Genomic DNA, 21184 nt, shown 5'->3' with positions numbered 1-21184 from the left:
ACAAGCCGGGCCCCCGCCCCCGCCGGAAGTAGCTGTTGACCGTAGGGTTACCGCCACTACGGTGACAACCGGGCGACGGTCCAGCACTTCGGCGACCAGGCCTGGATGAGGAGCAGTTCGTTGAACCTGGTGATCTACATTCTTCGCCGTCTGGCGATATCGATTCCCGTCCTGCTGGTCGGGACTTTTCTGTGTTTCATCATGGTCGCCGGCACCGGTGACCCGCTCGCCGAGCTGAAGAGCAACCCGGCCATGAACCCGCAGGTACTCGCGGAGACGGCCGCGCGGCTCGGGCTCGACCAGGGCATCATCCCGAGGTACTTCTCGTGGCTCGGCAACTTCGTCACCGGCGACTGGGGCGTTTCCATCGCACAGGGCAACGCGCAGGCCCCGGTGTTCCCGAAGGTGATTGCCGCGTTCGAGGTCACCTTGAAGCTCGTCGTCGGAGCCGAGATCCTCGCGCTCGTCCTCGGCGTTCTCGTCGGTGTGGTCGCGGCGGTCAAGCAGTACTCGATCATCGACTACGTCGCCACCACGCTGGCCTTCCTGCTGTTCTCGATGCCGATCTTCTGTGTCGCCATCGTGCTGAAGGGCTACGCGATCCAGTTCAACGGCTGGGTCCGGGACCTGGGACTGTCCGATGTGCTCGGTAATCCCTGGATTCGCACCACGAGTCCGGAATCGCTGAACTTCGACGGGCCGGGCGGTTTCCTCGCCAGTTACGTCGGCGCGTATCTGCTGCCGACCCTGTCCATCATGGCGATCAGCTTCGCCGCGTACAGCCGGTTCCAGCGCGCTTCGATGCTGGAGACGCTGAACGCGGACTACGTGCGGACCGCGCGTGCCAAGGGCCTCGCCAACGGCAGGGTCATCTTCCGGCACGCGTTCCGGAACGCGCTCATCCCGGTGACCACCCTGTTCTCCGTCAACTTCGGTGCCGTGCTCTCGGGCGCGATCATCACCGAGTCGGTGTTCAACTGGAATGGGATGGGCAAGCTGCTCGTCGAAGCCGTCGTCAAAAACGACACACAGGTGATGATGGGGTGGCTGGTGCTCATCGCCAGCAGCATCATCGTCGCCAACCTGATCGCCGATCTGATGTACGGCATCCTGGACCCGAGGATTCGCGTTGGCTGACTTGAACTCCCTCATCGCGGCGGAAGGCTCGACGTCCGCCGACGGCAAGCTCCCGGAAGAGGCCCTGCCCGAACCCCGGAGCCAGGGCAAGCTGGTCCTGCGCAAATTCCTGCGGCACAAGCTGGCGATGGTCTGCACGGCGATCCTGCTGGTGCTCGTGCTGACCGTGATCATCATGCCGATCTTCTGGCCGTACGATTACGAGGACAGCTCGTTCCCGTCCTTCGCCAGGCCCAGCGGGGATTATCCGCTCGGCACCACGCAGGTCGGCAAGGAGATGGTGTCGCAGATCCTGCGCGGCACCCAGTACTCGCTCCTGATCGCGCTCATCGTGTCGATCGTCGCCACCACCATCGGCACCATTTTCGGGGCCATGGCGGGATACCTGCGCGGCTTCACCGACTCGGCGATCTCCCGCGTGACGGACCTGTTCCTGATCGTGCCGCAGATCGCCGCCGCGGCGATCCTGGCGAAGGTGTTCGGCGGCGGTACCTGGTACATCGTCGCGATCGTGCTGGCCGCCTTCGGCTGGATGCCGATCGCGCGTATCGCCAGGGCCGAGTCGATGTCGCTGTCCCAGCGTGAATTCGTGGACGCCGCCCGCGCGTCCGGCGCCGGGACGCTGCACATCGTGTTCAAGCACCTGGTGCCGAACATGGTCGGCCTCATCACGGTCAACGCGACCCTCGCGATCGCGCAGGCCGTGCTGATCGAGGCGGCGCTGTCCTTCATCGGGCTGGGGGTGCAGCTGCCGGACACCTCGCTCGGCCGCGTCATCCTCGAGAACTACTCGCAGCTGCAGAACCGGCCCGCGTTGTTCTTCGGTCCGTTCATCGTGCTGGTGCTGATCTCGCTGACGATCAACTTCATCGGTGACGGTCTGCGGGACGCTTTCGACCCGCGGCAGCGCCGGATGAAGGCGTGATTTATTTCGCGCGCTGACGTAAACGCGCCGAAGGGGCGCCGGCCCGCTTCAACCTCAGGTTGGGCGGGGAGGCGCCCCTTCATCGCGTTTCCGTGGGCCTCCGGTGGTCGTGAGTGGCGATTCGGGTTCTAACCCGAATCGCCACCCACGACCACCGGCACCGAGGCGTTACCGGCGCCCAGCTACGTGAAGGCCCCCTTCACTGCGTCTAGCGCAATGAAGGGGGCCTTCACGTACTTTCCAGAGGTCAGTCGGCCACCGGTGCGAGCTTGCCGGCCTGCCAGGCCGCACGGCGCTCGGCCTGCAGCACCGGGTCCGCGACCGGAGCCGCCGAGAGCAGGCGGCGCGTGTAGTCCTCGCGCGGCGAGTGCAGCACCTGGTCACGCGTGCCGACCTCGACCAGCTTGCCGTACTGCATCACCGCGACGCGGTCGGCCAGCAGGTCGACGACGGCGAGGTCGTGGCTGATGAACAGGCAGGCGAACTGCAGCGAGCGCTGCAGGTCCAGGAACAGGTCCAGCACGCGTGCCTGCACCGACACGTCCAGCGCCGAGGTCGGCTCGTCCGCGATCAGCAGCGCCGGGTCGAGCGAGAGCGCCCGCGCGATGGCGACGCGCTGGCGCTGGCCGCCGGACAGCTCGTGCGGGTACCGGTTGCGGTAGTGGCCGCCGAGCTCGACCTTGTCCAAAAGGGACGCCACGCGCTCGTTCAGTGCCTTGCCCTGGAGGAACTTGTGCAGCACCATCGGCTCGGCGATCGACTCGCCGATGGTCATCTTCGGGTCCAGGGTGGACGCCGGGTCCTGGAACACGATGGAGAAGTAGCGGCGCAGCGGGCGCAGTTCCTTGTTGGACATGTTCGTGATGTCCTTGCCCGCGATCGACACGCTGCCCTCGGTCGGGGTCAGCAGGCGGATCGCGCAGCGGCCGACGGTCGACTTGCCGGAACCGGATTCGCCGACCAGGCCGACGATCTCGCCCTTGGCGATGCTCAGCGAGACGTCGTCCACCGCGCGGTTCTTCGCCTGGCCGCGGCGGCCGGGGTACTCCAGTACGAGGTTCTTGATCTCGAGCGCCGGGGCGTCCGCTTCGATCACGGCCTCGAGTTCGGTGTCCTTGAGGCGGATGTCCTCGGCGATCTTCGAAGCCTCGTCGCTGTCGGCGTCGATGCCGGAGTCGTCGAGCAGACGGCGTCCTTCGGGACGCTGGCCCAGCACGGGCACCGCGGCGAGGAGCTTGCGGGTGTACTCCACCTGCGGCGACGCGAACAGGTCGCGCACCGGCGCCTGCTCGACGATGTTGCCCTGGTACATCACGACCACGCGGTCGGCGAGGTCGGCGACGACGCCCATGTCGTGCGTGATCAGCACGATCGCGGTGTTGAGGGTGTCGCGCAGCTTGCGCAGCAGGCCGAGGATCTCCGCCTGCACGGTGACGTCGAGGGCCGTGGTCGGCTCGTCGGCGATGATCACCTTCGGGTCGCACGAGATCGCCATCGCGATGACGACGCGCTGACGCAGACCACCGGAGAGCTGGTGCGGGTACTGCTTGAAGCGCAGCGGCGGGTTCGGGATGCCGACCATCTCCAGCAGCTCGATGGCGCGCTTGTCGGCGGCTTCCTTCGAGATGTCCTGGTGTGAGCGGAGCGCCTCACGCAGCTGCCAGCCCACGGTGTAGACCGGGTTGAGCGCGGTCATCGGCTCCTGGAAGATCATCGCGATCTGGTTCCCGCGGATCTTCTGGAGGTCCTTCTCCCTGAGATCGGCCAGGTTGCGCTCGCCGAGACGAAGCTCGCCCGCGATCCGGCTCGTCTTCGGGAGCAGCCCGAGCACCGACATCGAGGTCACGGACTTGCCGGAGCCGGACTCGCCGACCACCGCGACGATCTCACCCGGCTTGACGTCGAATCCGATGCCCTTGACGGCGTCGACAACGCCTTCGTCGGTCGGGAACGAGACGCGCAGGTCGGAGATGGACAGAACCGAACCCGACACGCCGCCGAGGTCCGACGATGCTGCTTCAGTGCTCACCAAGATGCCCTTCGTGGGGGTACATATGGTCACGGCGCATCGGCCATGCCCTGTTTGTGCGTCCTCGGCGGTAAAGACTGCCTCGGACGTGCGCGAGGATAACCGAGAGTCGCCCGACTAAGGTCGGTGCTCGTGGCTTCCGTTCCCGACACCCTATAAAGGAATGCCCGCCGTGTTCGAATTAGTCTTCAAGCCGTGATCTCCCCTCAGGCCAAATTGCTACTGGTGCATGCCCATCCGGACGACGAAAGCATCACCACCGGCGGCACCATCGCGCGTTACGCGGCCGAAGGCGCCGACGTGACCGTGGTCACGTGCACTCTCGGTGAGGAAGGCGAGATCATCCCGCCGTCTCTCGGTGGGCTCGGTTCGTGGGCTTCCGACCAGCTCGGCGGGTATCGCGCGGGCGAACTGGCGTCGGCGTGCGCCGCGCTCGGCGTCACCCGGCACCGCTATCTCGGCGGCATCGGCCGCTGGCGCGACTCGGGGATGGCCGGGACACCGTCCGCGGCCCATCCGCGTGCCTTCTCCGGTGGCGACGTCGAGGAGCAGGCGGCTCAGCTCGCCGAGATCCTCGACGAGGTCCGGCCGCGGGTCGTGGTCACTTATGACGCTTTCGGGGGTTATGGGCACCCCGACCACCTTCGCGCGCACGAGATCACGATGGCCGCCGCGCCGAAGGCCGCCTCGGTCGAGCGGGTGTTCCATACGGTTTCTTCGCGTGACGCCGTCGCGGCCGGGCTTGCCGCGTTGCGCGGCCACTCGCCGTTCCGGGTTCCCGAAGACGGCGAACTGCCGGTGACGCCGGACGAGACGATCACCACCGTCCTCGACGTCCGCGCCCATCTCCGGGCGAAGGCCGCCGCGCTGCGAGCGCACGAAACCCAGGTCAGCGTGCCCGCCGCCGCGGACCATTTCGCGCTGAGCAACGATGTCGCGCAGCCGATCACCCCGAACGAGTACTTCGTGCTCGCACACGGGACGGCCGACGGTGCCGCGGCCGATCTGTTCGGAGGGCTCGCGAAGTGACGGTCACGCCCCAGCCGCTCACCCCGCGTCAGCGTGGACTGCTGGTCCTGCTGTCCTTCGACGCGTTCCTGCTGGGGCTGCTCGAGTTGTTCTTTCTGCCGCTGCGGCTCGACGGCATCGTGCTCCCGAAACTCGGGGACGCGCCGATTCCGCTGACCGTGGTGCTCGCCGTGCTCACCACCCCCTTGCTGGTCATGATGACCGCGAAAGTGATCCGCCCGTCTTTTTCGGTGATTCCGTTGCTCGTCTGGGTACTAGTCGTACTCGGGATGGGCGTGACGGGCCCGGGAGGTGATCTGGTGCTGGTACAGGACTGGCGGGCGCTGCTGCTGATCGGCGGCGGGGCGCTGCCGGGCGCGCTGGTGCTGGGCGGGGGCCTTGGCAAGGCGGCGAAAGCCGGCAAGGGAGGTAACGATGGGTGAAGCGATTTCGGATCGCCAGGTCGTGGCGGTGCTGCGGCCGTTCGTCCGCGCCTGCGGCCCGATGGTCGACGCGTTGCGTGTCGCGGATCCGTTCGGCCTGCAGGCCAGGGGCCGTCGTGAGGACGCGCTGGAGGGCGTCGAGCCCAAACTGAAGGACAAACTCCTCGACGGAATCACGTCGGTCAAGGTGCCCGGCACCGCTGCCTGGGCGGAGATGTCGAACTACCAGCGGACCCACTGGTGGGTGAACCGGGTCGGCCGGGTCACCGCGCTGATCACCGCGATCCCCGGACTGGGTGGCGCGCTCGCCGACCGGCTGCCGGTGCAGGACGCGCTCGGCTCCGCGTCCCAAGGGATCTTGCTGTGCGCCATCGCGGGGGAGTACGGCGTGACCGACGTCGGCGCCCGGGTCCGATTGATCGCGTGGGTGCTCTTCGAGCGCGACATCGATCCGGTGATCGCGGCGGGCAAGCACGCCGACCATGACAAGGTCGCCGAAGACGACGAAGCGGCGAAGCTCACCGAAGAACTCGATGATGCCAAGAAGAAACACGGCAAAGTCACCCTGAAGGCGGCCGCGGGCACGCTGTGGCGCCTCGGCCGGGGACTGCTGGGCATCGTCGACGAACTGGAGAAGCGGCCACGTGGCCGTCTCATCCACCGGGCGCTCGGCAAACTGCCGGTGGTCGGCATGGCGGGTGACTACCTCGGCGAGCGCTCCGGACTGAAACGCGTCTGGAAGCGGGCGCACACGTGGTTCACCGAGCATCCCGAAGGCAAGTGACGCTCACCTCCAGAACATGAACGCGTCTTGCCCGTACTGAGCCGCGAGCGAGAAGCCGCCGACGGAGTCGAAGAGCGCGTAAGACACCTTCCAGAGCAACGAGGCGGCTCCGGGTACCGCGAACAGCACGGCGAACAGCACGAGCGGTGCCCACGGCCGGGCCTTCGCGCCGAACTCACGCGCGCCGGGCGAAAGATAGGGCTCGATCGCGCCCCAGCCGTCGAGACCGGGAATCGGCAGGATGTTCAGGACGAACGTGACGATCTGGAGCAGCGCCAGGAACGAGAGTCCGATCACGAGTCCGTTCGACATCGGCACCAGCGCGACGACGAGGGTCAGGACCACGCCGACGGCGAGGTTGCTGAGCGGCCCGGCGAGGGAGACCCATGACTGGACCGCGCGTGACCGCAGGCGCCCGTGTTCGATCCAGACCGCGCCACCCGGCAGCGGGATGCCGCCGATGATGAGGAATACCAACGGCAGGACGATGGAGAGCACCGGATCCGTGTACTTCCGGACGTCCATGGAGAGGTAACCCTTGTGGGCGACGCTGTGGTCGCCGCCGCGGAACGCCACGAGCGCGTGCCCGAACTCGTGCAACGTCAAGGACGCGACCCAGCCGCCCGCGACGAGCAGGACCACGCCGGTGATGATGAGCGGGTCGTACTTCTGACTGGAAATCGTGTTCGCGTCACCGAAAGCCGCCAGTACACCGCCCAGGACGGTGACCGCGAGGATGCCGAGGAAGATCGGGCTTGGCCGCACTGCTGATCTCTGCACCCCTCCAGTCTTCCGTATGCCCGATGTGAAGTTCTCGGCGTGTCCCCTTGCGCGGTCGCGCCGAAGTATCCCCCGAACTCGCTACTCCGCTTGACCTGACCGCACTACACGGGTGTAATCACAGTGATGTCATTCGTCGCTGGAAGGGGGCGGCGGATGGTGTTTCAACACCGCCAGCCTGGGGAGTGCGTGGACAGCGAGGAGGCGGACGTGCGGTTGGAAGCAGATGGAAGGGAATGGGGGCAAGTCGTGGGTTGGGGTGAGGTCCCGGAGCAGCAACTGGGCGATCTCACCGAGCTTTTCGACGATGCCTCCGCGGAAGAGCAGGACTGGCAAGAACGGGCCCTCTGCGCGCAGACGGACCCGGAGGCGTTCTTCCCGGAGAAGGGCGGCTCCACCCGCGAAGCCAAGCGGATCTGCCTCGGTTGCGAGGTCAAGGACGAGTGCCTCGAGTACGCCCTCGCGCATGACGAGCGGTTCGGTATTTGGGGCGGGCTCTCCGAACGCGAGCGTCGGAAACTGAAGAAACGAGCTGTGTGACGGCGATCTCCGGCACCCCGTGCGCCGGAGATCGCTTCCTGCCCGCTTCCCCCCAGTTTTTTCCACATAGTGGGGCCACCAACGGGTGACAGGGTCGCGTCGTAGGGTGGCGGCACTCGACTTCGCCGCCACATCTGGAGTGCCCGTTGTCTCGCACTGCCGCGTCACCCGCACTGCGCACGGTCCCCGTTCTGGCCATTGTGGTCTGTCACAACGGCGAGAACTGGTTGCCACTGGCGCTTTCCGCGTTGCGGCGCAGCGGGGTCCGGCCCCGGCACGTGCTCGCCGTCGACACCGGTTCCACTGACCGGACCGCGCGACTCCTCACCGACGCGGCAGCGGCCGAAGGCGTCGCCGGAGAGGCGCCGGTCCTCGACGGAATTCTCACGCTATCGGAGGACATCGGCTTCGGCGCCGCTGTCGGCGAGGCCGTCGAGTACGCCGTCGAACGCTGGGGTGATCCCGGCGGCTGGGTCTGGCTGCTGCACGACGATTGCGCGCCGGAACCCGACTGCCTCGAAAACCTGTTGGCAGCGGCCGAAAACGAGCCGGCCGCGACGGTGCTCGGTCCACTCGCGGTGGACTGGAGCGATCCGCGGCTGATCGTCGAAGCCGGGCTGTCGACCGACGCCATCGGCCATCGGCAGCAAATCTCGCCGGAGGAGACCGCCGCGGCGGTGCTCGCCGTGCCGAGCGCGGGATCGCTGATACGGCGGGAGATTTGGCACGACCTCGGTGGCTACGACCCCGGGTTTCCTTTGCTGCGCGAGGATCTCGACTTCGGCTGGCGCGCCAACGCCGTGGGCGGCCGCGTGCTTTCGGTGCCGTCGGCCCGGCTCCGGCACGCCCGCGCGCTCAGCACCGGACAGCGGAAACCGGACGCGCTCGGGATTTCGCTTGCCGCCGCCAACCGCGCGCACGGACTCCGGGTGTTCCTCGTCAACTGCTACCCATCGTCGTATTGGTTCGGCTTGCTTCGAATCCCGTTCTTCGCGGTGCTGCGCGCGCTCGCGTTCCTGCTGCTGCGCCGCACCGGCGAGGCGGGCGCGGAAGTCGCGGCGACCTGGTACCTGCTGCGCGGCCGCGGCGGACTGCGCGCGGCCCGCGCCGCACGCCGGAAGACCGGCAAGCCCGGCGCTGTGCGCGGCCTCTTCACCGGGCGGATGACGCGGGTGCGCAACGCGGTCCGCGCGGGTGTCGTCGGTCTCGTCCGGCGCGGCGTCGAACGGGACTACGCGCTCGGGACCGTGCCGGAGACCGTGGATCAGCAAGGCGCCTGGATTCCGCCGGAAGCGGTGAAGGCCGGACAAGAGCGGCCGGTCGGTCCGGACGCGCTGCCGGCGGGGGCGATGCGCGGTGTCGGCTCGCGGGGGACCGGTCTGCGACGGCCCAGCGGGGTCGTCGCGGTCGCGGTGCCCGAGCAGGCGGCCGAGCCACGCGGCGAGGGCAGGCCGAAACCGTCGCCGGTACCGCGTGACGGCGGGCGCCCGACGGAGCCGGAGCTCGTGTTCGTCGAGGTCGACCGGAAACGGGTGCTCGGCGCGACCGTGTTCGCCCCGCCGGTGCTGATGCTCGTCGTGCTGACGGCGCTCGCGTTCGTGGTCAACGGTTCGCGGCTCGGGCTCGACCTCTTCGGCGGGAAACTGCTGCCGGTCGGCGGGCTCGGCGAGATCTGGTCGTCGTATCTCGCGCCGTGGCACGCGAACGCGGGCGGGACGGCGAGTCCGGCCCCCGCGACGCTGCCGGTGCTGGGCGTCCTCGGCGCGATCTTCACGCCGATCGGGGGACCGGCGGCGCTGGTCGCGATCCTGCTCATCGGTGACATTCCGCTCGCCGCCCTGAGCGCGTACGCGGCCACTCGGCACCTTCGCGTGCGTCGCTGGGTGCGTGCCGTCGTCGCGGCGGCTTACGGCGTGCTTCCCGCCGCTACGGCTTCGGTCGCACAGGGACGGCTCGACGTCGTCGTCGTGCACCTGCTGCTGCCGCTCGTGCTCGCCGGCCTCGTGGGCTTGCTGGTCCGCGCGGACTCGCGGTGGCTGCACGTTTCCGCGCTGAGCGCGATCGGGCTGGCGCTGATCGGCGCCTTCTCGCCGCTGGCGCACGCGCTGGCGCTGGTCGGGCTGGTGGTCGGTTTCGTGGTGCTGCCTTCGCCGAGCGGGCTCGCGCGTCGGATCGCGTCGGTCGGCATCGTGGTCTTCCTGCCACTGGCGCTGCTGCTGCCGTGGCCGAGTGTGCTGCTGAGGCATCCGGAACTGCTGCTGCACGGACTCGGTGGCGGCGCCACGGCCGCGTCCGGCGCCGATCTCGCCGGGCTGGACCCCGGCGGTCCCGGCGCCTGGCCGATCGGGGTGGTGCTGGTCGCGGCCGCGATCGTCGCGCTGGTGGTCCGGCCGTCGAGGGGCGCGGGCGGCGGCGTCGCGGTCGTCGTACTGGGTGTGCTCGGCCTCGTGGCCGTGCGGTTCGTGGCGGTGACGCCGATGTCGGGTGGCGCGCACGCGACCGGATACGCCGGGGTGCCGCTGCTGGTGATCGGCGCCGGGTTGCTGTGGACGGTGCTGGCGACCTGGCAGCGTGGCGCGGCCGGTGTCGAACCGGCGCCGTGGCTGGCGAAGGTGACGGCCGTGGCCGGGGTGCTCGTGCTGCTGGCCCTCGCGACCGGTGCCGTCGTCGCCGGACGCGAGGGGCCGCTGAGGTCGGGTGACCGTCCTTCGCTGGCTCCGGAGATTTCGACCGAACTGGCTTCGAGCGGGCGTTCGGTACTGGTGGTGGGCTCGTCTCCGGACCTGGTCCGGCAGACCGGCGGACGGTTGCCGCTTTACGGCGACGACGAACTCGCGTCGACGCCCGGCAGCGCCGACAGGCTGGCCTCGTGGCGCCGGGACCTGTTGCAGGGCTCACCGGACGCGGTCAAACAGGCTTTCGCGGCGGCCGCGGCTTCCGGGGTGCAGTACGTCGTGCTGCCCAGCGGGGTCGATGGCTCGGCCTTCGTCGGGCTCGCACGGGACCTGGTCGCACCGGTCGCACCGACCTCCGACGGGCGTGCGGTGCTACGGCTGCTGCCCGCCGGTGGTCAGGTGGCGCTGATCTCACCGGAACTGGCGCAGGCGGCGGTGACCGGGAAGGGCGCGCCGGGTGCGTCGCCCGGCGTGGCGCCCGTGCAGGCCGGTCTGCCGGACGTGCGAGTGCGCGTCTCGGAAGGGCCGACCGGACGGCTGCTCGTGCTGGCCGCGGAGTTCGAGGCGGGCTGGCAGGCGACCGTGGACGGCAAGGCCGTGCCGATCGTGCGGGCTTGGGGTCACCAGGTCGCCGTCTCGGTGCCTCCCGCGCCTTCGGAGGTGGTGGTGGAGCACCCGGGCACCACGCGGAACCTGTTGCTGCTGGCGCAGATCGCGGCGGTGCTGTTCACGCTGCTGACCGCGGTGCCCACGCGGCGGCGTCCGGGCTGAGTCTTGAGCCCGGGCCGGGTTCTGGGCGACGTGGCCTTGATCAACATCCGAGCCGGTGCGATCCCCCGCGCCGATGAAGGAATTGGGACACTCAACGTCCCAATTCCTTCATCGACATCCCGACGGCCGACGAACCACACAAACGGGAGCCCGCATGGAAACCACTCAGGGTCCCCAAAGTCGCATTCGAGACGCTGAGCGGCCCGAATGCGACATTCGGAACCCTTGAGCTCGCCCGGATCTTGAGTTGTCCACAGCATGATCCGGTTGTGGACAACTCCGCGCTTCAGTCCCGTTTTCCCAGGTCAAGTCGATCCCGCGCGGTACGCTGGGCTGGGGACGCCCCCCCGGGGAAGGGCGGGGGCTGGGCGGGGGAGGGAGAGGCGAGGGTTATTCGCCTTCGATGACGTCGGGTTCGACGCCGAGGTAGCCCGCGACCTGTTCCACCAGGACGTCGTGCACGAGTTCCGCGAGTTCGCCCGGGTCCTTCGCGCGTGCTTCGAGGGGGCGGCGGTAGAGGACGATGCGGGCGCGCGTCGGCAGTCCGGCGCGGTCGACGCCGGCGGGCACGAGGCGCGAGAGCGGGACGGCTCCGTCGTGCAACACGCCGTCCACTCCGCTCGGTGCGCCATCCGAGCGAACTTCGGGAACGTCGTCGACGGCGACATCGAGCTTCGTGAGCTCGTGCCGCCACCGTGCCTCGATCGGTTCGAGCGCGTCCAAAACCAGTGCGTCGAACCTTTCCGCCCTGCTAGCGGCGGCGGGAAGGGTCGACGGATAGAGCGCACCACGCAGGCCCCGGCCGTGCCGGTCCCGGCGCATTCGCCGTCGCTGTCGGGAATCACGAGCCGTCGCCACGGAACGAAGGGTACGCGCTCGGCGAGTCGAAGCGCGTGTCGCCGGTACGCCTGGCTCGCGACGCGCTATCGTTCTCGATCGTGCGGAGCGTACGAAAGTGTTCGCGAACGGGTTGCCTCGAACCCGCTGTCGCCACGCTCACGTATGCCTACAGCGATTCGACGGCCGTGGTGGGCCCGCTGGCCACCGCGAGCGAGCCGCACTCCTATGACCTTTGCGAAGCCCACGCCCTCCGGCTCACCGTGCCCAAGGGCTGGGAAGTCGTCCGGCACGAGGGGGCCTTCGCCGCCCCGGACCCGTCCGCCGACGAGCTGACCGCGCTGGCCGAGGCCGTCCGCGAAGCGGGCCGCTCGGACAAGCCCGCGCCCGACCCCGAACCCGAGGGACCCTCGGGCAGGCGCGGCCACCTGCGCGTCCTGCCCGGCCGCGCTTGACGCAAGGGCTCGCCGGTAGGCTTTCGAGGCGCCAGAGGGCGTTGTAACGAGACTATTGGCGGGGAGCAGGCGTGCCAGACCTTTCGGGCATCGTGAAGGCCTACGACATTCGCGGCGTGGTCGGTGAACAGCTGGACGTGGCACTCGTCCGCGACCTCGGCTCGGCGTTCGCCCTGTTGATCAAACCCGAGTCGGACGCGATCGTCATCGGCCACGACATGCGCGACTCGTCGCCCGAGCTGTCCGCCGCGTTCGCCGACGGCGTGACCTCGCAGGGTCTCGACGTCGTCACGATCGGTCTCGCCAGCACCGACCAGCTGTACTTCGCGTCCGGGTCGCTGAACCTGCCCGGCGCCATGTTCACCGCCAGCCACAACCCGGCCAAGTACAACGGCATCAAGCTGTGCCGGTCGGGCGCGGCCCCCGTCGGCCAGGACTCCGGTCTCGCGGAAATCCGCGACACCGTCGAGCAGGGCGTGCCCGCCTTCGCCGGCCAGCGCGGTTCGGTGACCGAGAAGGACGTCCTCGCCGACTACGCGGCGTACCTGCGCAAGCTCGTCGACCTGTCGGGCAGCCGTCCGCTGAAGGTCGTCGTCGACGCGGGCAACGGCATGGGCGGCCACACCGTGCCGACCGTCTTCGCGGGCCTGCCCATCGAGATCGTGCCGATGTACTTCGAGCTCGACGGCAGCTTCCCGAACCACGAGGCGAACCCGCTCGATCCGAAGAACATCGTCGACCTCCAGGCGAAGGTGCGCGAAGAGGGCGCCGACGCCGGTCTGGCCTTCGACGGCGACGCGGACCGCTGCTTCGTGGTCGACGAGCGCGGCGAGCCGGTGTCGCCCAGCGCCATCACCGCGCTGGTCGCGATCCGTGAGCTGGAGAAGGAGCCGGGCGGCACCATCATCCACAACCTCATCACGTCGAAGGGCGTACCCGAGATCGTCGCCGAACACGGCGGCAAACCGGTGCGCACCCGGGTCGGGCACTCGTTCATCAAGGCCGAGATGGCCAAGACCGGCGCGATCTTCGGCGGCGAACACTCCGCGCACTACTACTTCCGCGACTTCTGGCGTGCCGACACCGGCATGCTGGCCGCGCTCCACGTCCTCGCCGCCCTCGGCGAGCAGACCGGCCCGCTGTCCGAGCTGACCGCGGAGTACTCGCGCTACGCGGCCTCCGGCGAGATCAACTCGACCGTGGACGACCAGGTCGCGCGCATGATGGCGGTCAAGGACGCGTTCGGCGCGCGCGACGGCGTCGAGATCGACGAACTCGACGGGCTCACCGTCCAGCTTCCCGGCGGCGGCTGGTTCAACCTCCGCCCGTCCAACACCGAGCCGCTGCTCCGCCTGAACGTCGAGGCCGCCGACGCCGAAGCAGTCCGGGCATTGACCGAAGACGTACTGGCGATAGTCCGTGGGTAACGAATGTGTCGTGGAAACGCACATAGAGACATCTCTTGGTCTCGAAGGTGGCATTCACGACGTACTCACAGGTAGGGAGTAAGCATGGCCGTCACGCTTGACGCACAGTTGCTGGAGATCCTGGCCTGCCCGTCCCCCGATCACGCGCCGCTGCGCACGGGGACGACGGCGGACCCCGAGGCCGACGCGCTGACTTGCACGGAGTGTGGTCGAGTGTTTCCGGTCCGTGATGGAATCCCGGTATTGTTGCTGGACGAAGCCACCGAGCCGACGAACCCGGATGGCGAACATGCCGACAGTCCCTGACGATTCCCTGCTCGACGACCCCGCGAGGCTGGCCGAGGCCGACACCGCGGGGCTTCTCCGCGCCGCCGCGATGGCGGGCGCCCAGGTCAGGGCGACCGCCGAGGCCGCGGCCGAACTCGAGTTGAGCGATCGTTTGGACGTCGGGCGTCCCCGCTCGCTCGTACTGATCGACCGGCCCGGGGTCAGCCGGACGCTGACCCGGCTGGTCGCCGCGCTGCTGACCCCGTCGTGCCCGGTCCCGGTGGTCGTCGCCGAGGTGGTGCCCAGCTGGATCGGCGCGCTCGATGTCGTCTTCACGCACACCGACGACGCCGGTGACCGCGAGCTGGCCGCTTCACTGGAGCGCGCCGCCCGGTTCGGCGCGACAGTCGTGCTGTCCGCGCCCGGCGAAGGCCCCGTCGCGGCCGCTGTGGCGGGGAAGGGTGTGCTGTTGACGCCCCGGATCCCGGTCCCACCGGAGATGGCCTTCCCGCGCGGGCTCGCCGCCGCGCTGGTCACCGCGAACGCGCTCGGCCTGCTGGTGGCCGATCTCGAGCAGCTCGCCGATCACCTCGACGCGGAAGCCGAGAAGGACTACCTGGCCAGGGACTCGTTCGCGAACCCGGCCAAGGCGATGGCGCTGCGTGTCGTCGACCGGCAGCCGCTGCTGTGGGGACTGGACCCGGTCGCGGTCGCCGTCGGCGAGCACGCGGCACACGCTTTCGCCGCCCACGCGGCGCTCGTCTGTGACGTCGAGGACTACCGTCAGGCGCTGGCCAGGCCCGCTTTGCGGCGTGCGGCGTTGTCCGGGGGCGTGGAGCGCGATATCTTCGCGGACCCGGAGGACGGGGCCGGCTTGACGCCGAGGGTGTTGCTCCTCTCGGTTCGGACGGGGCCCGCCACGGAGGCGGCCCGCTACGAGGCACAAGACCTGTTGCCCGGTGCGGACGTGATCGCCCCGGCCGAAGAGATCGAAACGGACGAGATCGTGCGTGCGGCCGTTCTCGCGCTGCGTTTCGAGCTGGCCGCGGTCTACCTGGGGCTGGCCGTCGGCAGCATCGGCGGCGCCGGGAGGTACACGCCCGCAACGGCGTGAACCCCGCGCGCGAGACGAATGAATGAGGGCCGGCACCACCCGTGCCCGGCGAGGAGTTGAGGTGACAGTGGAGCTGCTGCGCAATGCCGTGCGGCCCTACGCGTGGGGATCGAGAACGACGATCCCCGAGCTGCTGGGGCGTCCGGTGCCGGCGCCGCATCCGGAGGCGGAACTGTGGATGGGCGCTCACCCCGGTGACCCGTCTCACGTCATCGGCCCGGACGGCACCGAGCGGAGCCTGCTGGAGCTCGTCGAAGCCGACCCGGTCGGCCAGCTCGGCACGAGCTGCGCCAACCGCTGGGGCGGCAGGCTGCCGTTCCTGTTGAAGATCCTCGCCGCCGAAGAGCCGCTTTCGATGCAGGCGCACCCCTCGGCCGCCCAGGCGGCGGAGGGCTACGCGCGCGAGGAGTCCGCCGGGATCCCGCGCGACGCCTCGAACCGCAACTACCCGGACCCGACCGCGAAACCGGAACTCGTCTGCGCGCTGACGGAGTTCCACGCGCTGGCCGGCTTCCGGGACCCGGAGCGCACGATCTCGCTGTTGAAGGCGATCGAAACGCCCGGTCTCGCGAAGTACGCGGTGCTGCTGGATGCCCAGCCGGATCCGGCCGGGCTGCGCGCGCTGTTCACCACCTGGATCACCCTGCCGCAGGCCGCGCTCGACGAACTGCTGCCCGAGGTTCTCGATTCGTGCGTCAAACACATTCAGCAACGCGGCGAGTTCGACATCGAATGCCGGACCATCCTGGAACTCGGCGAGTCGCATCCGCGGGACGCGGGCGTGCTCGCGGCGCTCCTGCTCAACCGGCTCACCCTCAGCGCGGGCGAGGCGATCTACCTGCCCGCCGGGAACCTGCACCTGTACCTGCACGGCACCGCCGTCGAGATCCTCGCGAACTCGGACAACATCCTGCGCTGCGGGCTCACCCCCAAGCACGTCGACGTGCCGGAGTTGCTGCGCGTCGTCGACTTCGCGTGCGGTGAGATGCCGGTCCAGAGCGGCGAGCAAGAGGCGCGGATGTCGGTGTACCGCACCGACGCGCCCGAATTCGAGCTGTCGCGGATCGAGTGGGAGGCCGGGGACGACGGCGAGGTCGCCGTCCATGACGTCGGCCCGCAGATCCTGCTGTGTACCGCGGGCAGCCTTCAGGTGACCGCCGACGACGGCGAGCAGGTCGAACTCCGCCGCGGTCAGTCGGTGTGGCTCCCGGCCGCCGACCCGGCCGTCCGCGTGCGGCCGCTCTCCGGCGAGCGCACCCAGGTCTTCCGCGCCACCGCCGGCACCTGCTAGCCCCCGATCCCTCGCGTTTAGTCCTCTTGATGCGGTACTTGCGTGTGCAAGTACCGCATCAAGAGGACTAAACGCGTTTCTTGGCCGAACTGTGTGCGTTCCGTGTGGTGGGTTCCGCAACTATCGCCCGAAGGGGTGACCCGGCGGTTGGCGTCGGCTCATCCCGGATGTCGATAGCCAAGGAGTGACCAACAGTGACTTCCCATCCCGACGCGGCGAGCGGGCGCGTTTACCGGGTGCCGGTTTCCGTGCGCCCCAGCGTCCTGCTCACCGCGCTCGGATTCGTCGTGGTGACCGTGCTCGTCCCCCTCGGCGCCCAGGTCCTGCTCACCGCCGCGCTCGTGATCACCGGCGCGCAGCCCACCCGGGTGAGGCTGACCGTCGCCGGTCTGCTGGTCATCGTGCTGGCCTGGTTCTCCTCGATCCGTCGCGAGCCGCGGTTCGCGCTGTAGTGATTTCCGGGTGGTGCTCGTCTGAGGGGTCGGGCACCCCCCGGTCAGGCCGGGGCGGGTTCGGTGAGCGACAACAGCAACCGGACGAGGGTCGAAGCGTTGGCGTCGTGGGGGACTTCCAATCGCTTCGCCTCTTCGCCCGCCGCCTCGGCCGCCTTCGTCTCCCCGACGGCCTCGTACGCCCGGCGCAGCACGTGCAGGGTGAGGCCGGTCGCGGGTTTCCCGCCCATGGCCCGGAATTCGTCGAGGCAGTGGCGCAGCACGGGAATCGCGCGATCGGCCCGGCCGTCGCCGATCCAGCTGGCCGCGATCGCGCGGGTGCACGAAAGCTCCCGTGGCCGTTCTTCGAGCGCGCCGGCCAGCCGCCGCGCGTTCTCGTAGGCCTTCACCGCGCCGACCCGCCGTCCGGCACCCGCGAGGATGGCGCCCTGGGTGCGCAACGACTTCGCCAGCGCCGATTTCGCCGTCGTCCGGCGCAGCACCCAGACCGATTCCTCGATCGTCTCCAGCGCTTCCCCCGGCCTTCCGTCGAGCATCAGCGACCACGAAAGCCCTTGCAGGGCAGCGCCGAGCTGGCGTTCGTCACCTCGTTCGCGGGCGTGCGCGAGGATCCTGCGGTCGATCTCGAGCGCTTCGGTGACCTTGCCGAGCCGATGCAACGCGGCGGACTCCGCGTGCCGCGCGTACGCTCCCGGCCCCGTTTCCTCCACAGTGGACAGTTCGCGGGCTTGGGTCGCGGCGTGGAGGGATTCCCCTGCCCGGCCGAGACCGACGAGGCAGTGCGCCAGGTTCGTTTCGACCCACGCCTGCGCGGAACTGTCGCCGAGTACCGCCAGCTCCTTCGAACATTCGCGGTAACCCTCGGCGGCGCGTTCGTACTCGCCGCGAGCGTGCAGCAATACCGCCAAGTTCGCCTCGGCGATGACCACTATATGCCTGTCGCCCGCCTCGCGGGCGGCGTCGCGCAGGGTCTCGTACGCCGTCCGCATATCGGTGTAGTGGCTGTGCAGGTACAGGTACGCGCTCAGCCTTTCCAGTATCCGCAACGCTTTCCGCAGCCAGCCGATGGTGCACAGCGACGAGACGGCGGTGACCAGATTGGCCCGCTCCACGGAGAACCACGCCTCGGGATCGCGCAGCAGCCGCTCGACCAGTTCACCCGCGAGCGGTTGCGCGGGCAGGTCCTGATCCGACAACGGCATCGGCACCGTCCTCGGCAGGCGACGGGCCGCCGTGTCGGCGAGGCACAGCGCCGCGTCCGACACTTTCGCGACGGTGGCCACCCGCTCGGCGTGGGTCTCCAGTTCCCGGCCGAGTTCGGTGGCGAAGACGCGCACGAGATCGTGCACGCGGAACCGCTGTTCGCCCGTCGGGTCGAGGCCGGTGGCTTCGAGCAGGCTGGCTTCGACGAGCTCGTCGATGGCCTCGTCCGCGTCCTCGTCGGCGGTGTTGTCGATGAGGGTCGAGACCGCCCAGGCGGGAAGGTCGAGAGTGCGGCAGCGGCCGATCAACCGGAACGCCCGCCGCGCGGCCGGGCTCAGTGCTCGGTAGCTCAACGCGATGCTGCCGCGGACCTGGAGATCGCTGACCCGCAGTTCGTCGAGGCGGGAGACCTCGTCTTCCAGCTTCGCGGCGAGTTTCCCCAGCGGCAGTCCCGGCCGCATGGCGAGCCTGCTGCCCGCGATCCGCAGTGCCAGCGGGAGATTGCCGCAGGCCTTGGCGATCCGCTCCGCGTCCGCGCGTTCGGCGCCCACCCGGTCCGGTCCGGCCAACCGCTCCAGCAGCGTCATCGCCTCGGCGCCGGACAGCGGGGCGAGGTGAAGGCGACTGGCCCCGGCGAGACCGGAAAGCCGTTGCCTGCTGGTGATCAGGACGGCGCAGCCCGGCGTTCCCGGCAGCAGTGCGCGGATCTGATCCGGGCCGGCGGCGTCGTCGAGCACCACGAGGACCCGCCGGTCGGCGAGGCGCCCGCGGTAGACCGCCGCCCGCGCCTCGACGTCGTCCGGGATGGCGGGGCCGGTGACCCCCAGTGCCCGCAAGAGGTCGCCGAGGACGTCGGCGAGATCGCGCGGACTGGAGGCGCCTGCCAGCGGGACGAACAACTGACCGTCCGGGAAGGACCGGCGGAGCCGGTGTGCCGTGCTGATCGCGAGGGTGGACTTGCCCGCACCGGGTTCGCCGGTGATCACCGCGACCGGGACGCCGGCACCGTCGCCGAGCAGGCCGGAGAGTCTCACGATCTCGCCTTCGCGGCCGGCGAAATCCGCGATGTCCGGCGGAAGCTGGCAGATCGGGAAGACCGGCGTCACCTTGGTGGCGGGCACCGGATCCTCACCGCGCAGCACGGCGGCGTGCACGCGGCGGACCTCGGCGCCGGGTTCCACGCCGAGCTCCTCGACGAGGGTGGCGCGCAGGTCGCGGTAGACGGCCAGCGAATCGGCCTGCCGCCCGGCGCGGTGCAGCGCGATCATCAGTTGCGCGGCCAGCCGCTCGCGCAGCGGGTGTTCGGTGATCATCGCCTGGAGTTCGCCGGTGAGTTCGCCATGCCTGCCGTCGGACAGTTCGGCGTCGACACAGTCTTCGAAGGCGGCGAGACGTTCCGACTCGAGCCGGGCGACATCCGCGTCGAGCCGGGGAACGTGCAGTCCGGACAAGACCGGCCCGCGCCATTCCGCGAGCGCGCGGCGGTAGTGCCCGGCGGCCGCCGCCGGATCACCCGCCCGCGCCGCCGCCTTCCCCGCGGCCGCGGCCTCGCGGAAGGACAGCAGATCGAGTTCGCCGGGCTCGACCACCAGCCGATAGCCATGCGGATCCCGCTCGATCTCCAGCCCCTCGATCCGCGCGCGCAGCCGGGAGACGTAGGTGTGCAGATTCGAGGCGTACGACTTCGGCGGCGTCTCCGGCCAGAGCGTCTCGACCAGGGCGTCGACCGGGACGGACGAGTTCGCGTTCAGCAGCAGGACGGCCAGCAGGGTGCGCTGATGATCGCCGCGCGGCGTCGTACGCCGCCCGGGCGGACTTTCGATCGTCAACGGTCCGAGCACGCCGAATCGCGGCACGGGTACCTCCCCAGCTCATGAGAGGGGCGAGACTAGCGAGGGCGTCCGACAATTCTGTGACCTGTCCCCGGGCCGGGCCGCCCAGCGCGTACCGGCTCGTCTGCACTGCTAGCCTTCGAACCCGGCATATCGGGACACCATTGGGGAGTTGGCACGTGTCAGCAGGTGGCGGAACCAAAGCGATCATCGCCGCGCTCGTGGCGAACGCCGGCATCGCGGTCGCGAAGTTCACCGGCTTCCTCATCACGGGGTCGTCGTCGATGCTCGCCGAGTCGGTGCACTCGCTCGCGGACACCTCGAACCAGGGCCTCCTGCTGCTGGGGCAGAAGACCTCGCAGCGCAAGGCGACCCGCACGCATCCGTTCGGGTTCGGCCGCGACCGGTACTTCTACTCGTTCATCGTCGCGCTGATGCTCTTCAGCCTCGGCTCGGTGTTCGCGCTGTACGAGGGCATCCACAAGATTTCGCATCCCGAGGACCTGACCTCGCCGATGGTGGCCGTCGGCATCCTGGTGGTCGCGATCGGACTGGAGTGCTACTCCTTCTACACCGCGATCCAGGAGTCGAAGAAGATCAAGGGCGACGCGGGCTGGTGGGCGTTCATCCGCCAGGCCAAGACCCCCGAACTGCCGGTGGTCCTCCTGGAGGACGCGGGCGCGCTGCTCGGCCTGGTGTTCGCGCTCGCGGGCGTCGGGATGTCGGTCGTCACCGGGAACCCGGTGTGGGACGGCATCGGCACCGTGACCATCGGCGTGCTGCTCGGGATCATCGCGATCATCCTGATCATCGAGATGAAGAGCCTGCTGATCGGCGAGGGCGCCTCGCCGGCCGACCTCGACACCATCGTCGACGAACTGGCCGCGGGCAAGGTCGAGCGGGTCATCCACATCCGCACCCTCTACATCGGCCCGGACGAGATGCTGGTGGCCGCGAAGCTCGCTTTGGTGCCTGGACTGGACACCGGCGAGGTCGCGCAGACCATCGACGACGCCGAAGCGCGTGTGCGCGCGAAGGTGCCGACGGCGAAGCTGATCTACCTGGAGCCGGACCTGGACCGCTCCCTGGTCTGAGTCTCGCTCGCCCCAAGACACGCAATGAGCCTTTTCCATCTTGGTTAGCTGAGGCTGTATTCGAGGGTGAGGATGGCTTTGGCTAGTGCGGTGACGCGGTGGGTGCTGGTGCGGACGCGG

General features: G+C 69.3%; 18 protein-coding genes. 14 read left to right on the top strand and 4 right to left on the bottom strand.

The annotated features are described in order from the left end of the window. The first annotated feature begins 120 nt into the window (after window positions 1–120). Complete coding sequence (locus ACZ54P_RS16440; protein ID WP_465462367.1) at window positions 121–1137, top strand: ABC transporter permease; 1017 nt, start codon at window positions 121–123, stop codon at window positions 1135–1137. 1 nt (window position 1138) lies between these two features. Continuing rightward, window positions 1139–2062 carry an ABC transporter permease gene (locus tag ACZ54P_RS16435; RefSeq protein WP_465462616.1) on the top strand — a complete coding sequence of 308 codons (924 nt, stop codon included), beginning with the start codon at window positions 1139–1141 and terminating at the stop codon, window positions 2060–2062. A gap of 247 nt (window positions 2063–2309) precedes the next feature. On the opposite strand, the gene ACZ54P_RS16430 is transcribed toward ACZ54P_RS16435, so the two are convergent. Beyond that, window positions 2310–4091 carry an ABC transporter ATP-binding protein gene (locus tag ACZ54P_RS16430; protein ID WP_465462366.1) on the bottom strand — a complete coding sequence of 594 codons (1782 nt, stop codon included), beginning with the start codon at window positions 4089–4091 and terminating at the stop codon, window positions 2310–2312. 195 nt (window positions 4092–4286) lie between these two features. Here ACZ54P_RS16430 and mshB point away from each other — a divergent pair, with 195 nt between their 5' ends. The 3 genes from mshB to ACZ54P_RS16415 are packed head-to-tail and all read left to right on the top strand — an operon-like array spanning window position 4287 to window position 6326. Beyond that, window positions 4287–5120 (top strand): N-acetyl-1-D-myo-inositol-2-amino-2-deoxy-alpha-D-glucopyranoside deacetylase, encoded by an 834-nt coding sequence (mshB, locus tag ACZ54P_RS16425; protein WP_465462365.1) that lies wholly within the window; start codon window positions 4287–4289, stop codon window positions 5118–5120. After that, window positions 5117–5542, top strand: coding sequence for a hypothetical protein (locus ACZ54P_RS16420; protein WP_465462364.1), 426 nt, complete (start codon window positions 5117–5119; stop codon window positions 5540–5542). Before mshB ends, ACZ54P_RS16420 begins: the two co-directional genes overlap by 4 nt. Next, window positions 5535–6326 carry a hypothetical protein gene (locus ACZ54P_RS16415; RefSeq protein WP_465462363.1) on the top strand — a complete coding sequence of 264 codons (792 nt, stop codon included), beginning with the start codon at window positions 5535–5537 and terminating at the stop codon, window positions 6324–6326. The genes ACZ54P_RS16420 and ACZ54P_RS16415 overlap by 8 nt, the downstream gene beginning before the upstream one ends. A gap of 3 nt (window positions 6327–6329) precedes the next feature. On the opposite strand, the gene ACZ54P_RS16410 is transcribed toward ACZ54P_RS16415, so the two are convergent. Beyond that, window positions 6330–7091 carry a site-2 protease family protein gene (locus ACZ54P_RS16410; RefSeq protein ID WP_465462615.1) on the bottom strand — a complete coding sequence of 254 codons (762 nt, stop codon included), beginning with the start codon at window positions 7089–7091 and terminating at the stop codon, window positions 6330–6332. 171 nt (window positions 7092–7262) lie between these two features. Here ACZ54P_RS16410 and ACZ54P_RS16405 point away from each other — a divergent pair, with 171 nt between their 5' ends. Together ACZ54P_RS16405 and ACZ54P_RS16400 are read left to right on the top strand one after the other, a co-directional pair. Further along, window positions 7263–7646: a WhiB family transcriptional regulator gene (locus tag ACZ54P_RS16405; RefSeq protein WP_007028952.1), complete on the top strand. Its 384-nt coding sequence runs from the start codon at window positions 7263–7265 to the stop codon at window positions 7644–7646. Window positions 7647–7792: 146 nt separating this feature from the next. After that, window positions 7793–11092, top strand: coding sequence for a glycosyltransferase family 2 protein (locus ACZ54P_RS16400; RefSeq protein WP_465462362.1), 3300 nt, complete (start codon window positions 7793–7795; stop codon window positions 11090–11092). 390 nt (window positions 11093–11482) lie between these two features. Here the strand turns inward: ACZ54P_RS16400 and ACZ54P_RS16395 are convergent, their stop codons facing one another. Continuing rightward, complete coding sequence (locus ACZ54P_RS16395) at window positions 11483–11914, bottom strand: metallopeptidase family protein (protein WP_037306554.1); 432 nt, start codon at window positions 11912–11914, stop codon at window positions 11483–11485. Window positions 11915–12030: 116 nt separating this feature from the next. Here ACZ54P_RS16395 and ACZ54P_RS16390 point away from each other — a divergent pair, with 116 nt between their 5' ends. The 6 genes from ACZ54P_RS16390 (at window position 12031) to ACZ54P_RS16365 (ending at window position 16935) form a co-directional block, all read left to right on the top strand. Next, complete coding sequence (locus tag ACZ54P_RS16390) at window positions 12031–12384, top strand: DUF3499 domain-containing protein (RefSeq protein ID WP_074038239.1); 354 nt, start codon at window positions 12031–12033, stop codon at window positions 12382–12384. 71 nt (window positions 12385–12455) lie between these two features. Then, window positions 12456–13811, top strand: coding sequence for a phosphomannomutase/phosphoglucomutase (locus tag ACZ54P_RS16385; RefSeq protein ID WP_465462361.1), 1356 nt, complete (start codon window positions 12456–12458; stop codon window positions 13809–13811). An 84-nt stretch (window positions 13812–13895) separates the two neighbouring features. Continuing rightward, window positions 13896–14117, top strand: coding sequence for a Trm112 family protein (locus tag ACZ54P_RS16380; protein WP_465462360.1), 222 nt, complete (start codon window positions 13896–13898; stop codon window positions 14115–14117). Continuing rightward, the gene (locus tag ACZ54P_RS16375) at window positions 14101–15192 is read left to right on the top strand and encodes a hypothetical protein (protein WP_465462359.1); all 1092 of its coding nucleotides are present in this window, start codon (window positions 14101–14103) and stop codon (window positions 15190–15192) included. The genes ACZ54P_RS16380 and ACZ54P_RS16375 overlap by 17 nt, the downstream gene beginning before the upstream one ends. Before the next feature lie 67 nt (window positions 15193–15259). After that, entirely contained in the window at window positions 15260–16483 is a 1224-nt protein-coding gene (gene manA, locus ACZ54P_RS16370) for a mannose-6-phosphate isomerase, class I (RefSeq protein ID WP_465462614.1), read from the top strand. Between the two features lie 194 nt (window positions 16484–16677). Continuing rightward, window positions 16678–16935, top strand: coding sequence for a hypothetical protein (locus ACZ54P_RS16365; protein ID WP_465462358.1), 258 nt, complete (start codon window positions 16678–16680; stop codon window positions 16933–16935). Window positions 16936–16979: 44 nt separating this feature from the next. On the opposite strand, the gene ACZ54P_RS16360 is transcribed toward ACZ54P_RS16365, so the two are convergent. Beyond that, window positions 16980–19994, bottom strand: coding sequence for an AfsR/SARP family transcriptional regulator (locus tag ACZ54P_RS16360; protein WP_465462357.1), 3015 nt, complete (start codon window positions 19992–19994; stop codon window positions 16980–16982). 155 nt (window positions 19995–20149) lie between these two features. On the opposite strand from ACZ54P_RS16360, the gene ACZ54P_RS16355 reads away from it, so the two are divergent. After that, the gene (locus ACZ54P_RS16355) at window positions 20150–21064 is read left to right on the top strand and encodes a cation diffusion facilitator family transporter (RefSeq protein ID WP_465462356.1); all 915 of its coding nucleotides are present in this window, start codon (window positions 20150–20152) and stop codon (window positions 21062–21064) included. Window positions 21065–21184 lie beyond the last annotated feature (120 nt).

It is taken from the genome of Amycolatopsis sp. NPDC034160 (genome assembly GCF_055575355.1).
This window is presented reverse-complemented; position numbering and strand designations above follow the sequence as displayed.

Bases quoted from the DNA above. Each gene is read 5' to 3' on its own strand.
- ACZ54P_RS16415 (WP_465462363.1), top strand. From the start codon at position 5,535: ATGGGTGAAGCGATTTCGGATCGCCAGGTCGTGGCGGTGCTGCGGCCG.
- ACZ54P_RS16405 (WP_007028952.1), top strand. From the start codon at position 7,263: ATGGTGTTTCAACACCGCCAGCCTGGGGAGTGCGTGGACAGCGAGGAG.
- ACZ54P_RS16395 (WP_037306554.1), bottom strand. From the start codon at position 11,914: ATGCGCCGGGACCGGCACGGCCGGGGCCTGCGTGGTGCGCTCTATCCG.
- ACZ54P_RS16380 (WP_465462360.1), top strand. From the start codon at position 13,896: ATGGCCGTCACGCTTGACGCACAGTTGCTGGAGATCCTGGCCTGCCCG.
- ACZ54P_RS16375 (WP_465462359.1), top strand. From the start codon at position 14,101: ATGCCGACAGTCCCTGACGATTCCCTGCTCGACGACCCCGCGAGGCTG.